The following is a 14,202-nucleotide window of genomic DNA, read 5'->3' as shown; positions in this document are numbered from 1 at the left end:
TCATTTCCCTCCGCGCAGCACGCGCCATGCTTCTTTGACACGACCGGGTCGTTCCGCGGTCGCGGTGCCGGCGGCGGCGCTCTGCAGACGAGCGTCGTCGCGTACGGCGTCCTGGCTGATCATCGCGATGACCTCGTCGGTCACCGCAGCGGATGCGAAGTCGTTCTCGCCGCGGCTCTCGCGGCCCTGTGCGCGCTGCACGAAGGCGTCCAGCTGAGCGCTGTACTCCTCGCCACGCAGGTAGAACCAGGGAGCCTCGGTGAGCTCGGTCGTGTACCGCACGTTCCAGCCGGCGGTGTAGCCCTCGGGGATCGGCGCGGTGTCGCGCAGGTAGACCTGGATCTCCTGGCGGTCGGCGTAGATGCGGCCGTGTTCGCCCCACAGGGTGATCTTGGTCGTCATCTTGCGCTGCGACTCGTCCGACCAGTTCGCGATGATCTGCGCCGTGCCGTTCGGGTAGTGCAGCGTGCTCGCCACCGCATCGTCGATCTGAGCCGAGAAGATGCTGGTGAGCTGGCTTCCGCTGACGGACTCCGGCTCGCCCAGGTACCAGGTGAGCAGGTTGAGCGGGTGCGCTGCGTAGTCGTAGAGGCAGCCGCCACCGGTCGCGCGCTGGCTGCGCCACGTCGTGCCCGATGCCTTGAGCACGACGGGACCGTACGCCTCGGCGAGGGCCGTGTTCACCTGTCCGAGTGCGCCCGCGTCGAGCAGCTTCTTGACCTCGCGGAACGCGCCGACGAAGCGATTGTGGTACCCGACCTGGGTCACGACGCCCTGTTCGGCGGCGAGTGCGGTGAGCTCCACGCTCTCGGCCGGGTCGATCACGAGCGGCTTCTCGCAGAAGACGTGGATGCCGCGGCGGAGCGCTTCGCGGATCATGCCCGCGTGCAGGTGAGTCGGGGTCGCGATGATCACGGCCCCCGGCTTGGCTTCGTCGAGCATCTTGACGAAGTCCTTGTAGGTGGTGACTCCGGTGTACTTGGCCAGGATGTCGAGGAGATATCCGGTGGCATCGCAGACGCCGACAAGATTCACGTCCGGGTGGGCCTTGATCATGGACAGATGGGAGAGTCCCATCTTCCCGAGCCCGACGACGGCGACGTCGATCACTTCGATACCTCTATTCCTGTGTCGTTGTGCAGTGTCGCGCTCTTCGGCTTGCGACGGTCTCTCGCGGTGAGCAGAGCGGCCTCGTACTCGCTGCCGATCTTCTCCCAGGTGAACTCCTCGCGGAAGCGCTGCCGGCTGGCTGCGCCCATGCGTTCCCGGCGCTGTTCGTCGCCGATGATGCTGTCGAGCAGCGGAGTGAGGTCGTCGGCATCCGAGAAGTAGGCGTTCTCGGGGCCGGCGACCCAGGTGTTGTACTGGTTGTCGTGGGCGATCACGGCGTTACCCGCCGCCATGGCCTCGACGAGGGAGGGGTTCGTTCCTCCCACGGTGTGCCCGTGCAGATAAGCGGTCGCATGGAAGCGCAGCGCTTGCATGCGCTCCGGCTCGAAGATCGCTCCGGGGAACAGCACCTCGTCCGAGGCGGCGTCCATCACCTCGGCGTGATACGGGTCGCTGCGGTCGTACGGGCCGACGACCACCAGGGGCATGCCGCGGCGGTGCCGCGACCAGGCGGTCACGATCTCGAGCACGGAGTTCTCCGGAATCGGCCGGCAGACCATGATCGCGTACTGCCCGGGTGTGAGACCGAGCTCGGCGACCGGGGCGGTGGACGCTCCTGTGACCTCGTGCGCGCCGTACGTGATCGTGGTCACGCGCCGACGACCGAAGTGGCGCCGCAGATAGGTGGCGATCACGGGATGGTCGGCGATCAGCACGTCGCCGATCCAGCCGGCGATGCGCTCGTTCGCGAGCAGAATGCCCTGCTTGAGCACACCCCAGCGCTTGCGGGTCCACTCCATGCCGTCCATGTTGATGACGTTCGGGATCCTGCGCAGACGCGGCATCACGTCGAAGATCGCGGTGTTGTAGCCGAACGTCAGCCAGACATCGCCCTCTTCGTGCGCCTTCGTGGCGTGACGGATGGACTTCAGATCGAACGACGACGTACCGCGCCATCCCTCGAGGGGCTCGCGGATGAGCACGCGCTCGAGACCGTTCCATCGATCGACCGTCGTCGGGCCCTCGCCGGGGATCTGGCAGTAGACGATGACGTTCCACCCGCGGTCGCGGAGATAGAGTCCCACGTTCTCCGCGGCGGTCTCGAAGCCTCCGTACGCGGCGGGCACCCCATGGGTCCCGAGTATTCGGACAGTCGACGGCACGATGATTTTCCCCTCATTGCGGGTGCCCCTCAGCACCCTTCTCACTGTGTTACCTCTCGGTGCCACCGCCTCTTCCGGCGACACCGAGCAACCGCGTCTGGGTCTAGTATGCCCCGCTCGGTTGCACCATGACCTTGGCGGTGCGCCACATGATCTGCAGGTCGTTCACGACGGACCAGTTCTCGACATAGCGCAGGTCGAGACGCACGCTCTCATCCCAGGAGAGATCGCTGCGTCCGGAGACCTGCCACAGGCCGGTGATGCCCGGCTTGATGTACAGGCGGCGGAACACGGTTCCGTCGTACGCCGTGACCTCGCTGGGGAGCGGAGGACGCGGTCCCACGACACTCATGTCGCCGATCAGCACGTTCCAGAACTGCGGCAGCTCGTCGAGCGACAGCTTGCGGAGGATCCGACCCACGCGGGTGACGCGAGGGTCGTCCTTCATCTTGAACAGCAGGCCTGCGCCCTCGTTCTGCTCCTTCAGCGCCGCGAGCTGCTGCTCCGCGTCGGTCTTCATGGAACGGAACTTCACCATCTTGAAGCGGCGACCGTCACGGCCGACGCGCTCCTGGAAGAAGAAGACAGGACCAGGGGAGTCGATCTTGACCAGCAGCGCGAGCGCCGGGGTGATCAGACCGATCGGGATCAGGGCGAGCGTCGCGACGGCGATGTCGAGCGCGCGCTTGAGGATGTGCTGGCCGCCCTCGTAGCGAGGGATCTGCACCTGGATCAGGGGGAGACCCTCGACCGGTGCGAACGAGATCCGAGGACCGGCGACGTCGGTGAGTCGGCTCGACAGCACCAGCTCGGCGGCGGTGCCCTCGAGCTGCCAGCTGAGCCGCTTGACGAACTCGGGGTCGCCCTCCGGGCGGCTGGCGACGATGATCGTGTCGGCGCCGAGCTCGGCGGCGACCGTCGACACCGTGTTGACGTTGCCCAGGACGGGGAACAGCGCATCGCCGATCTCGATGTCGCGGGCGTTGCCGTCGAGCAGCGTCGCGCCGACCACCTGGTAGCCCGATGCGCCGATCGGGTGGAGTGTGCGCACCACGTACTCGACATCGTCCTTGTTGCCGACGACGAGCGTGCGCGATGCGAAGCGTCCGTGGCTCCGCTGGATCTGGAGCCAGTGGCGCCAGATCCAGCGGGTCACGAGCAGGGTCAACACACCGAGCGGCAGCCCCAGCAGCAGCGTCAGTTGCATCGACTCCCAGCTCAGGAGCACCGCGACGATGGCGATGATCCCGAAGGCGAGACCGCTGGCGTGCACGACGCCCCGGTACTCGGTGGCACTCGCACGGAAGAGCGCGGCGTCCCGCGTGTGGAGTGCGCTGAGCATGAGGTACCAGAGCGCGGCGAGGGGGGCGCCGGCACGCAGGACCTCAGGCAGGGCGACGCCGTTGATCAGCTGGACGGTCGCGGTCAGACCGACGGCGAACAGGATGACAGCTGCATCCGTGACTCGCAGTCTGATCCGGTAGCGACGCTCCCACTGACGGCGTCGTTCCAACGTTGCCGATGCGCGCGGCGTGACCACGGTGCGCGTCACCGACTTGGTGGCTCTCGGTGCGGCGACCGGCACGTAGCCGGCTCCCGTGCGAGTGATGCTCAGGGCATCCTCGACGGAGGTCATGCCCCGGCCCCGAAAGCCGTTGATGTACGCAGAATTCCCCAGTGCGACATGGTTTCCCCAGTTTTTCCCCAGACCGCGAGCAAAACGCTCGCGGCGTTCGTCCGCATTCCCGACCCCTCGGGTTCCCGCTGCCATTTCCGTGATCCCACACCACGGATTGCGATCGCCGTCCCACACGGCGGTGCTTGCAGCGGGCACTGCAGACTCTCGACAGCATAGCGGAACGTTCGGGCGGAGGGAAGATAATTCGTGCGTGTGGATCAATCGGGGGTCAACAGGGTCGTCACGGCTGATCGCGGGGCTATTCTGACCCCCGTGATCGACAACACCGCACCCGCGCGTTTCCAGCTCCGCCGTATGCTGCCGCGCGATCCCGCCCAGCCGCACCGCGCGGCCAGCATGCTCGAGCTGTTCTTCGACCTCGTGTTCGTCGTGGCGGTGAGCATCGCCTCCGCGCAGCTGCATCATGCGCTCAGTCACGGGGACTTCGTGCACGGCGTCGCGTCGTACGCGATGATCTTCTTCGCGATCTGGTGGGCGTGGATGAACTTCACGTGGTTCGCGACGTCTTTCGACACCGACGACTGGTTGTACCGCGTGACGACGATCGTGCAGATGGGCGGCGTACTGGTGATGGCCGCAGGCATCCCCGACGCGTTCGAGCACGGCAACTTCACGATCCCGGTCCTGGGGTACATCGTGATGAGGTTCGCCATGATCGCGCAGTGGCTGCGGGCTTCGCGCTCCGCCGGCGAGCTGCGGGCGGCCACCCGCCGCTACGCCTTCGGAATCGCGGGGGTGCAGGTGTTGTGGATCCTGTTCCTGCTGATCCCGGGGGGACCGCTGCAGATCGTCGCCTTCGTCGCGTTCGCCCTGATCGAGGTCAGCGTCCCGGTCTTCGCGGAGCGCCGGAAGCAGACGCCGTGGCATCCCCACCACATCACCGAGCGCTACGGCCTGTTCACCCTGATCGTCCTCGGTGAGAGCCTGCTCGCCTCGGCGAACGCGATCATCGATGCGCTGAAGGAAGTCGAATCCCTCGGACCGCTCATCGCGATCTCGGTGCTCACGCTGGTCGTCACCGCGTCGCTGTGGTGGATCTACTTCTGGCCGCCGCATCACCGCGCGATCACTTCGTTCGGTCGAACGCTGCGGTACGGCTACACGCACTACTTCGTCTTCGCGGCTGCGGCGGCGTTCTCGGCGGGCGTCGAGGTCGAGATCGACGTGCTCACCGGCAAGAGCGAGCTGTCGAGCGCGGCCGCCTCCTTCACCGTCACGATCCCGATCGCGATCTTCCTGCTCGGCATCTGGTGGATCGCCATTCGTGAGAACGCGGACCGTGTGGTGAACACAGTCGTCCCGATCGGGGCGCTCGTCGTGCTGCTCGACCCGGTGCTTCCCATCCCCGTCGCCCTCACTGCGGTGATCCTGATCGGGATCGTGGTGGTGCTCGTCATCCGCCCGCCCGTCGTGAGGGAGAAGGACCGCCTCGATTCATAGCGGAGGCAAAGGGGGCGCAAAGACTCTTGATCGGCCGCGCGGCGACCATGGGGATCCCCGATGGTTCGCGAAAGGAGCCAGATCATGAGCCGCATCCCCGAACCGGTCCAGACTCCCGACGGACCGGCGTATGAAGGTCGCCTCCTCGACAGAGCCGATGAGGAAGTCGTCGATCAGGGCGCAGCGTTCGATCTCCGCACCCTGGTCAGCAGGCGAGGGATGCTGAGCCTCGCCGGCATCAGCCTCGGTGCGGTCGTCCTGGCGGCGTGCACGCCGGCGTCCTCGGGCGGCACGGCGGCGACGGCGACCCCCAGTGCGACGACCCCGACGACCCCCACCGCCTCTCCGACAGCGACCGTCGAGGGGGAGATCCCCGATGAGACCGCCGGCCCGTACCCCGGGGACGGCTCCAACGGGCCCGATGTGCTCGAGGACTCCGGCATCGTGCGCGCCGACATCCGCTCGTCGATCGATGGATCCGCCACTGCGCAAGGCGTCCCCCTCACGTTCGAGCTCCAGATCCTGGATCTGGCAGGCGGCGGCGTGCCCTTCGAGGGAGTCGCCGTCTACGCCTGGCACTGCACCGCTCAGGGGGAGTACTCGATGTACTCCGAAGGACTCGAGAACGTGACCTATCTCCGTGGGGTGCAGGTGGCCGACGCGGACGGCAAGGTCGCGTTCACCTCGATCTTCCCCGGGTGCTACTCCGGCCGCTGGCCGCACATCCACTTCGAGGTGTACCCCGATCTGGCGTCGATCACCGATGCATCGAACGCGATCGCCACCTCGCAGATCGCGCTCCCCGAAGCCGAATGCAGCGAGGTCTACGCGCAGTCCGGCTACGACGGCTCCACGCGCAACCTCGACGCCATCACGCTCGCGAGCGACAACGTGTTCGGCGACGACTCCGGAGCGCTGCAGCTGGCCACGGTGACGGGCGACGTCGCGAGCGGATACGCGGCCACCCTCGTCGTCGGAGTCGATACCACCACGACGCCGACCGCGGGAGCAGCTCCCGGCGGCAGTGCGGGAGGCGGCGGGGAACCGCCCGCAGGCTGAGCTGGGAGGGACTGCGGGGCGCTCCCGCGACGTCGACTGCGCGATCTGTTAGACTGTCTGATGCAACGTGAGTGATTCGCCCCTCTCGGCCGTCACGTCGCCACTGATCAGGGCCATTACGGACCGCGCACGTCGATGCGCGCGGGATCCGCCCTCGATCTCACATCAGCGAGGCGCCGACGTGCGCCCGCCCCACAGCAATGAGCATGACCATGAGTATCACGACCTTCCCTCCTACCGACCCGTTGACCTGGAAGCAGGCCGACACCGACGTGCACGTCGCGACCCGCAACGGCGAGTTCGCCGGCTTCGTCGAGTTCGACGGCTCCGCCCACCTCGTCCGTGACGAGCGCGGCACCGATCTCGGCGCGTTCGAGACCCTCGATGACGCCCAGGGCGCGCTCGAGAACATCTCCGCTTCCCGCGCCGCTTGGGGCCGCCGGGCACCCTTGACGCTCCCTCGCGCCTTCCGCCGGGGACTCCGCCGCGCCCGCGCCTGATCAGGGCTCCCGGCCAATCCGATGGGTCGGTCAGTTCGCGGTCTCGTCGGGCCAGGCGGCGGGGATCCCGCCCTCAGAGGTCGCCGGGACGACACCCTGCAGGGGAGTGACGGTCTCCCATCCCAACGAGGCGTCGCGCAGGAACAGCACCACCGCTTCGCCGCCCTGCTCCTCCGACATGTCGTCGTGCGTGTCGCCGCAGCTGCGGGGGAGCGATGTCACGACGATCTCCGCGGCGCCGCTACCTACGAGCCAGGAGTCCACTTCGACATTCCAGGTCGTCGCGGGGATGCCCATGTAGCTCGACGATCCGGCCTGATCGATGACGTGGCCGAGCGCGACCGCATCGGCTTCCGCGGCGGCGTCGGCCGGTGTCTCGAACCAGACCCAGTCGATGCACGTCTCGGAGCTGACGAACGGTGAACCCGCGCATCCCGTGGTCGTGGCGAGGGCGAGAAGCGCGGCTGCGGCGGCGGCCGCCCGGGCGTGTCGAGGCATGAGCCGATCATGGCACGGAGTCGCGAAAACACCTCTGTCGTATTCCGTTCGGCGTATGTGGCCGGGGCTACCCTGAGGTAAGCGTTGGGCATCCGCCTTGGGCTTTCACAGCCGCAGGGCTCCGATGGACGGGAGAGCATCATCTCCACTTCAGAGATCGAATCAACCGCAACGCTCGGGCCGGTACGTCAGACGTATGCCGGTAACGCAGACTTCCCCCCGATGGCGCAGGCATATAAGCAGGTGTCGCAGGTCGTCCGAGAGATGGGCCTGCTCCAGCGCGCGAGCTGGTTCTACATCTGGGTCAGCGTCGGCATCGCCGTCGCGCTCGCCGGCTGTATCGCCGGCTTCATCCTTCTCGGCGACAGCTGGTTCCAGCTGCTCATCGCCGCTGCCCTCGGCATCGTCTTCACGCAGATCGCCTTCCTGACGCACGAGGCGGCCCACCGTCAGATCCTCAGCTCAGGTCCCGCCAACTTCCGCCTGGCGCGCATCCTCGCCGCCAGCATCGGCATGAGCTACGCCTGGTGGGACTCCAAGCACACCAAGCACCATGGCAACCCGAACCAGGTGGGCAAGGATCCCGACATCGAGGTCGACACGATCTCGTTCCTCGAGGAGGACGCGGCGAAGTCCCGTGGTCTCATCCGGCTGATCACCCGCAAGCAGGGATGGCTGTTCTTCCCGCTTCTCACGCTCGAGGGCTTGAATCTGCACTACCTCGGTCTCAAGCACCTCACGACCAAGAAGAACGTCAAGGGGCGTTGGATCGAGCTGAGCATCATCGCGGCACGCTTCATCATCATCCTCGTGCCGGTGTTCATGATCCTTCCGCTCGGAATGGCCTTCGCCTTCATGGGGGTGCAGTTGGCCGTCTTCGGCGTCTACATGGGCGCGTCCTTCGCGCCGAACCACAAGGGCATGCCGATCATCGATCCGAACGCTCGTCTGGACTTCTTCTCGAAGCAGGTCCGCACCTCGCGCAACGTGAGCGGCGGATGGTGGGTCACCTCGTTCATGGGCGGCCTGAACTACCAGGTCGAGCACCACCTGTTCCCGAACATGCCGCGTCCGAACCTGTCGAAGGCACGCGAGGTCGTGCGCGACTACTGCCTCGCGAACGACGTGCCGTACACCGAGACCAACCTCATCCGGTCGTACGCGATCGTGATCCAGTACCTCAACCGCGTCGGGCTCTCCGCCGGTGCGGACCCGTTCGACTGCCCTGCCGTGTCGCAGTTCGGCCGCGCGTAGTCACCACGCTTCTCCGGATCGCCCAGTCCCTCTGCAGAGAGGGGTTGGGCGATTCGTCGTTACGGGATGCGTCGACGAAGAAGGCAGACCGGGCGAGAACGCAGAGAGGGCTGGCACGGATGATCCGTGCCAGCCCTCTCGAGGAACCGGTGGCTCAGCGCTTGTTGCTCTTCTCGGTCTCGACCACGTCGATCGTGATCTTCTCGAGCGGGCTGTCGTCGTCGATGATCTCGTCGTCGAGCACCTCGTCGCCGAGGAACTCCTCGACCGGGGCGACGTCGTCCTCGTCGGCCGGCTCTGCGATCACGGCCGGAGCCGATGCAGTGGACTTCTCGTCCGAGAACACGCCGTCGGGGCGGATCAGCTCGCGCACCTCGGCCATGAAGCTCGTGAGCTGCTGCTGCTGCCACCGGAGCTGGCGGGTACGGTCCTCGGCGTCGCGCAGCACGGAGGAGGTGTGGTTCGTGACGGAGTCGACGATCTTCTGCGACTTCACGCGAGCACGCTCCAGGGTCTCGCGGGCGCGCACCTGGGCGTCGGCTTCGATGGACTGCGCCTGCGACCGCATCAGTCGCTCGTAGTCCTCGGCCTTGGCCGAGATGCGCTGGGCGTGCTCGAGAGAGGCCGCGACCTGCTCGTTCGCGTCGTTCGTGATGCGCTCGGCATGTGCGACGGCCTGATTGTGCAGCACCAGGAACTCCTGCTGGGCGTCGTCCTGGCGGCGGGTGAGCGTCTCCTCGAACTCGAGCACGCGCGCGTTCATCTCGCGCACCTCGCGCTCGGCGTCGGCGCGCAGCTGGGTGGTCTCCCGCGTGACGAGCGACCGGAGTGCGGCGGCGCCCTTCTCCGCCTCGGTGCGGATGGCTGTCGCCTCCTGGGACGCCTGGTTCACCTTCTCGGCGGCATGGCTCGCCTCGCGCTCCAGACGCGCCTCATGTGCGGTGTACTCGGTGTCCATCTTCAATCGCACCTGGTCGGCCTCGCGCTGCGCCTGCGAGGTGATCCGCTCGGCGTCGGCCTCGGCCTCGGCGCGCTGGGCGGCGACCTCTTCACGCGCGGCGGCCATGAGGCGGTCGGCCTGCACGGCCGCGTTCTGGATCAGCACGTTCGCCTGCTCCTCGGCGACCCGGAGGATGGCCTCGAACTGCTGGCGCGACGGCGCTTCCTGGCCCTCGGCCTTCGGGGCGTCGACGAGCTCGGACGTCAGCGTGGCGATCTGCTGCTCGGCCTCGCTGGCCTGGGCCTTGGCGGCGATGAGTTCGCTCTCGACCGCCTCACGCGACGCGCGCTCCTCGTCGCGGATGGACTCGAGGGCCGCGGCATGACGCTCGTCGGCGTCGGCCAGGTCCGCGGTCGCCTGCTGGAGCTTGGTGCGCAGCGTCGCGAGTGCCGCATCGACCTCGGCCTTGTCGTACCCGCGGAAGCCCACGGTGAAGGAGGAGGGGTCCTGCGGGTTCGTCTCGATCAGCTGGTCGAAGAAGTCGGGCGATCGCTGGCCGCCGTGATCGGCGGTTCCGGAGGATTCGCTCATGGCGGTTCCTGCCTTTCTGGCGGGGCCACGTCGTGAGGAGAGAGGCACCGATCCGCAGAGCGGGGCGGCGGGATCACGCGGCCGAAGAATGTCGTGAAGGGACTGGTGCCACGACAGCGACCTGCCGGAAGCCGGGCCGAGCGGTGGCGCGCTAACAGCATAGTTGCGTCTGCTGAGAGATGCGCCCCAGTTTTCCGTGCACCGCGGCCCGGTGCGAGCGGGCGCTCGCGGCGTCAGGGGGTGTGGATGAGGTGATCGAGCACCAGTTCGCCGGTGGCATTGAGCACGCGCATCATCTCGGCGATCAGCTTGGCATCGATCGGCGGCTGATCGGCGTCGTCGAAACCGAACTGCAGCGGGATCGCGGGGTGGATCCACACGGTGGCTCGCTGGTCCGGCCCCTTGCCCACCGGCCGCCACGTCATCATGAAGCTCTCCTGGCGACGCAGCTTGGTGGAGATGACGATCTTGAGATGCGCGAGCGTGGCGTCCTCGATGAGGATCGGATCCGAGGTGCCGTCATACCTGAGTCTTCCCATACCCAGAACCGTACGCCCATCCGCAGGTGTCCCCTGCATCGGAATCGCTCGCGACGCAATCCCCTTCTGCAACAGAGCGCAGAGGCCTAGCGTCGCGACATGGACGACATGGACGAGAAGAATGAGACGAAGGAGACGCCGACGATGGTTCGCACCCAGGTCGCAGTCAACGAGGTCGGATTCTTCCTGGCACAAGGCCAGGACGTCCCCGACCTGAAGCGCCGTATCGAATTCGCTGCCCAAGCGGGTGGTCGATTCGTGGATTTCATCGCGGTCGGCAATCGCTCGGTCAGCGTTCTGATCTCCTCGTCGAGTCACATCGTGATCTCTGTGGAGACCGTGGAGTTCGATGCGCGAGACAACGGAGACGACTCCTCTCCTTTCAGCGGCGCGTTCGACATGCTCTGACGAGGGTGCCTCGCACCTCACCGTAACGCCGCGCGCGCACGGGATCGTACCGCCGCGGTGGCCGCGCTGGTACGGTGACGACGGTGGACATCGCGTCCCTGGGGCCGGCCGAGCTGGAGAGAACTCGACATGAAGCGAACGTCACGGCTGCGTCTCGTGCGCGTCGCGATGGTCACCGCCGTGGCCCTTCTGGTCGCTGTGCTGGTTCCGTCGCTGGGGCCGGCGGCGTCGGCATCCGCTGCGACAGACGGACAGATGGTCCATCCGGCGTCGGGCAACATCCAGTCCAAGGTGGGCGACGGGTGCCGCTCCAACTACCGCGCGCACGACGGCATCGACATCTCGGGCCAGGGCGGGACGCCCATTCTGGCCGCGTATGACGGCGTCATCAAGACCCGTGCGTACGGAAGCGGCTACGGCAACTACATCGACATCCAGCACGCCGGCGGATATGTCACCCGGTACGCCCACATGGCGGCGCAGGGCACGGTCGCGCCCGGCGCCCGCGTGGTCAGGGGGCAGCAGATCGGCGTGATCGGCAAGACCGGGGCGACGACGGCCTTCCACCTGCACTTCGAGGTCTGGCGGAACGGCTCCGTGTATTCCGCGATCAACCAGGGGTTCACGTGCCTGTCCAACGTGACGCGGGGGGCGCGCATCCCGATGACCTTCCCCGGTCTGGCCACCACTCCTCCTGCCACCGTCTTCCGTGCGGACTACGACGGCAACGGCAAGTCCGATCTGCTCGGCGTCGCAGGAGACAGCGACCTGCACTTCCGCGGAGGCACCGGCTCCGGATTCTCCGCCGCGTCGGTGATCACCGCAGCGTGGGGCGCGCACAAGCACCTCACTCACGCCGACTTCAATCGCGACGGTGTGGCCGACATCCTGGTCGTGCGCAACGACGGTGTCCTCGAGCTCTACACGGGCATCAAGGGTGGAGGGTTCGGGAGCCAGAGCACAGTGGCCACCGGCTGGTATGACATGCTCCACGTGACCTCGGGCGCCGACTACACGGGAGACGGCAAGCAGGATGTGGTCGCGGTCGCCCCGTCCGGGGCGCTCAGCATCTATCCCGGGAACGGGACGGGCGGGTTCTCCAGTCCCAGCATCTCCGTGAGCGGAGGATGGCAGAGCTTCCGCTACCTGGTCGGCGGTGACTTCAACCGCGATGGACTCGGCGATCTCATGGCCGTCGATGCCGGTGGCACGCTGTACTTCTACCCGGGGACGGGCGGCAAGTTCGGCACGCGATCGCTCATCGGCGGAGGGTGGGCGCCGTTCACGGCGCTGACGGGTGGCGTCGACTACGACGGCGACGGCAACCCGGATCTGATCGCACGCTCGGCAGCCGGGGACCTCTACCTCTACCCCGGCACCGGCACGGGGTCCTTCGGCACCCGGAAGCTGGTCGGTTCAGGGTGGGCTGGCTACCTCCAGCTGGAGTAGCCGCTCGTCCCCGGCCTCCCTCAGCCTAGGAGGACCATCACGAGGACGAGCACCGGAAGCGCCCCGAGTGTGGTGAGGAACACCGTGTCGCGCGATATCGTCTCACCCACCCCGTATCGCTGCGAGTAGTTGAAGACGTTCTGCGCGGTCGGGAGGGCGGCGAGCACGGTGACGATGAGCACCTCGTGCGCCGACAGGCCGAACACGAGAGTCGCCGCGATCCAGGCCAGGGCCGGCATCACGAGGAGTTTGAGTCCGCTCGCCAGGAGCACGTCGCGCCGGTGCCCCCGCGCTCCGAGAACACGCTGCCCGTGCAGGGACATGCCGTAGCTGATCAGCAGCACGGGGACGGCGGCATCCGCGATCAACTGCGCGGGATCCATCACGATCGGGGGGACAGCGAGGCCGGTGGCGGAGACGATCGTCCCCAGCAGTGAGCCGATGATGAGCGGATTCGTCGCCGTGCGCCGCAGCGTGCGTCGGATCGAGACGCGTGCGCTGGAGACGGCGTCGAGGATCGTGAGCGAGATCGGGGTGAAGATCAGCAGCTGCATCAGGATGACGGGCGCCGGGTACGCCGCACTGCCGAGCAGGTAGAGCGAGAGCGGAAGACCGATGTTGTTGGAGTTGACCTGTCCGGCCGACAGGGCTCCGATCACCGTCTCGCCCATCGGGCGGTGCCAGGCGAAGCGGGCGATGAGCGCGTAGATCGCGATCACGGCGACGGCGGCGATCGCGGAGACCGGCAGCAGGGCGGAGAACAGCATCTTCGCGTCGGCGTGCGCGAGCACCGAGAACAACAGGAACGGCGACAGGACGAAGAAGATCAATCGGCCCAGCACGTGTCGGGCGTGCGGTCCGAGCAGGTCGATGCGCGCGATGAGATAACCGACCGCGATCGCCACGGCCACCACGGCGAACCCGGTGAGCGCGTCGATCATGACTCGAGCGTATCGAGCAGGTGGACGCGCGAGGTACCGCAGGCGACATCGATGACGGCGGATGACCGAGGGGGAGCAGCTGCGCTCGCGTGCACCTCTCTACGATGAGACCATGACCTCCCTTCCGAGAGCCCGCTGGTCCGCTGCCGTCGTGGCGCTCATCGCCGGGGTGGCGCTCGCCGGGTGCGCCCCGGAGGCCGCGGTGCCCACTCCCGCGCCCACTCCGACGCGCACGGTCGCGCCCGCGAGCCCGACCCCGGTGGCGACGGAGCCGGGGACGGAGGCGGAAGAGCCCACGCAGAAGCCCGAGACGCCCGCGGTCTTCACAGAGGGGGAGCTGCGTCAGATCTGCATCGACGCCACCAGGCCCCAGTTCGACGCCGACGTGGTGTACGACGACGGCAATACCCGTATCGAGAAGCGCGCGGTGAGTCCCGAATGGCTGGTGCTCGTGCCCGTGCAGACCAACGGCTACGAGGGGGAGGCCGCGTGCACGATCGGCGGCTCGCCCAGCGATCCGGATCTCGGCATGGCAGCGGCCTCCGTCCAACGGCTGTCGGAGGATGAGGTCCAGGCGATCATCCGCGGGGAGGATGGCGCCGCCGGGTGAT

The 14,202-nt window shown here is 67.3% G+C and carries 14 protein-coding genes; 7 read left to right on the top strand and 7 right to left on the bottom strand.

All coding sequences use genetic code 11. From position 1 onward, the window contains the following. From ACIOVG_RS04800 to ACIOVG_RS04790, 3 genes are all read right to left on the bottom strand, one after another. Complete coding sequence (locus ACIOVG_RS04800) at positions 1-1,110, bottom strand: Gfo/Idh/MocA family protein (RefSeq protein ID WP_400869592.1); 1,110 nt, start codon at positions 1,108-1,110, stop codon at positions 1-3. Further along, positions 1,107-2,273, bottom strand: a complete 1,167-nt coding sequence (locus tag ACIOVG_RS04795; RefSeq protein WP_400869591.1) for a DUF1972 domain-containing protein — start codon at positions 2,271-2,273, stop codon at positions 1,107-1,109. Before ACIOVG_RS04795 ends, ACIOVG_RS04800 begins: the two co-directional genes overlap by 4 nt. 103 nt (positions 2,274-2,376) lie before the next feature. Beyond that, positions 2,377-3,909, bottom strand: coding sequence for a sugar transferase (locus ACIOVG_RS04790; RefSeq protein WP_400869588.1), 1,533 nt, complete (start codon positions 3,907-3,909; stop codon positions 2,377-2,379). A gap of 357 nt (positions 3,910-4,266) precedes the next feature. On the opposite strand from ACIOVG_RS04790, the gene ACIOVG_RS04785 reads away from it, so the two are divergent. The 3 genes from ACIOVG_RS04785 (at position 4,267) to ACIOVG_RS04775 (ending at position 6,971) form a co-directional block, all read left to right on the top strand. Continuing rightward, a complete protein-coding gene (locus ACIOVG_RS04785; protein ID WP_400872679.1) occupies positions 4,267-5,412 on the top strand; it encodes a low temperature requirement protein A in 1,146 nt (381 codons plus the stop codon). A gap of 84 nt (positions 5,413-5,496) precedes the next feature. Further along, positions 5,497-6,471, top strand: a complete 975-nt coding sequence (locus ACIOVG_RS04780; RefSeq protein WP_400869585.1) for an intradiol ring-cleavage dioxygenase — start codon at positions 5,497-5,499, stop codon at positions 6,469-6,471. A 212-nt stretch (positions 6,472-6,683) separates the two neighbouring features. Next, positions 6,684-6,971 (top strand): hypothetical protein, encoded by a 288-nt coding sequence (locus ACIOVG_RS04775; RefSeq protein ID WP_400869583.1) that lies wholly within the window; start codon positions 6,684-6,686, stop codon positions 6,969-6,971. Positions 6,972-7,001: 30 nt separating this feature from the next. Here ACIOVG_RS04775 and ACIOVG_RS04770 read toward each other — a convergent pair whose 3' ends face one another. After that, entirely contained in the window at positions 7,002-7,469 is a 468-nt protein-coding gene (locus tag ACIOVG_RS04770; RefSeq protein ID WP_400869580.1) for a hypothetical protein, read from the bottom strand. 222 nt (positions 7,470-7,691) lie between these two features. Between ACIOVG_RS04770 and ACIOVG_RS04765 the strand changes: the two genes are divergently transcribed. Beyond that, on the top strand, positions 7,692-8,723 hold the full coding sequence (locus ACIOVG_RS04765) for a fatty acid desaturase family protein (RefSeq protein ID WP_400869578.1): 1,032 nt from the start codon (positions 7,692-7,694) through the stop codon (positions 8,721-8,723). A 154-nt stretch (positions 8,724-8,877) separates the two neighbouring features. On the opposite strand, the gene ACIOVG_RS04760 is transcribed toward ACIOVG_RS04765, so the two are convergent. Both ACIOVG_RS04760 and ACIOVG_RS04755 read right to left on the bottom strand, forming a co-directional pair. Beyond that, complete coding sequence (locus ACIOVG_RS04760; protein WP_400869575.1) at positions 8,878-10,254, bottom strand: DivIVA domain-containing protein; 1,377 nt, start codon at positions 10,252-10,254, stop codon at positions 8,878-8,880. A gap of 233 nt (positions 10,255-10,487) precedes the next feature. After that, positions 10,488-10,793: a hypothetical protein gene (locus ACIOVG_RS04755; RefSeq protein WP_400869572.1), complete on the bottom strand. Its 306-nt coding sequence runs from the start codon at positions 10,791-10,793 to the stop codon at positions 10,488-10,490. Between the two features lie 99 nt (positions 10,794-10,892). On the opposite strand from ACIOVG_RS04755, the gene ACIOVG_RS04750 reads away from it, so the two are divergent. Both ACIOVG_RS04750 and ACIOVG_RS04745 read left to right on the top strand, forming a co-directional pair. Then, positions 10,893-11,201 carry a hypothetical protein gene (locus ACIOVG_RS04750; RefSeq protein ID WP_400869569.1) on the top strand — a complete coding sequence of 103 codons (309 nt, stop codon included), beginning with the start codon at positions 10,893-10,895 and terminating at the stop codon, positions 11,199-11,201. A gap of 129 nt (positions 11,202-11,330) precedes the next feature. Beyond that, positions 11,331-12,650 carry an FG-GAP-like repeat-containing protein gene (locus ACIOVG_RS04745; protein ID WP_400869568.1) on the top strand — a complete coding sequence of 440 codons (1,320 nt, stop codon included), beginning with the start codon at positions 11,331-11,333 and terminating at the stop codon, positions 12,648-12,650. Between the two features lie 20 nt (positions 12,651-12,670). Here ACIOVG_RS04745 and ACIOVG_RS04740 read toward each other — a convergent pair whose 3' ends face one another. Next, positions 12,671-13,591 (bottom strand): AEC family transporter, encoded by a 921-nt coding sequence (locus ACIOVG_RS04740; protein WP_400869565.1) that lies wholly within the window; start codon positions 13,589-13,591, stop codon positions 12,671-12,673. A 112-nt stretch (positions 13,592-13,703) separates the two neighbouring features. Between ACIOVG_RS04740 and ACIOVG_RS04735 the strand changes: the two genes are divergently transcribed. Then, entirely contained in the window at positions 13,704-14,201 is a 498-nt protein-coding gene (locus tag ACIOVG_RS04735) for a hypothetical protein (RefSeq protein WP_400869562.1), read from the top strand. Position 14,202: the final 1 nt, after the last annotated feature.

This window comes from Microbacterium sp. NPDC087591 (genome assembly GCF_044743625.1).
Classification (GTDB): Bacteria; Actinomycetota; Actinomycetes; order Actinomycetales; family Microbacteriaceae; genus Microbacterium.
This window is presented reverse-complemented; position numbering and strand designations above follow the sequence as displayed.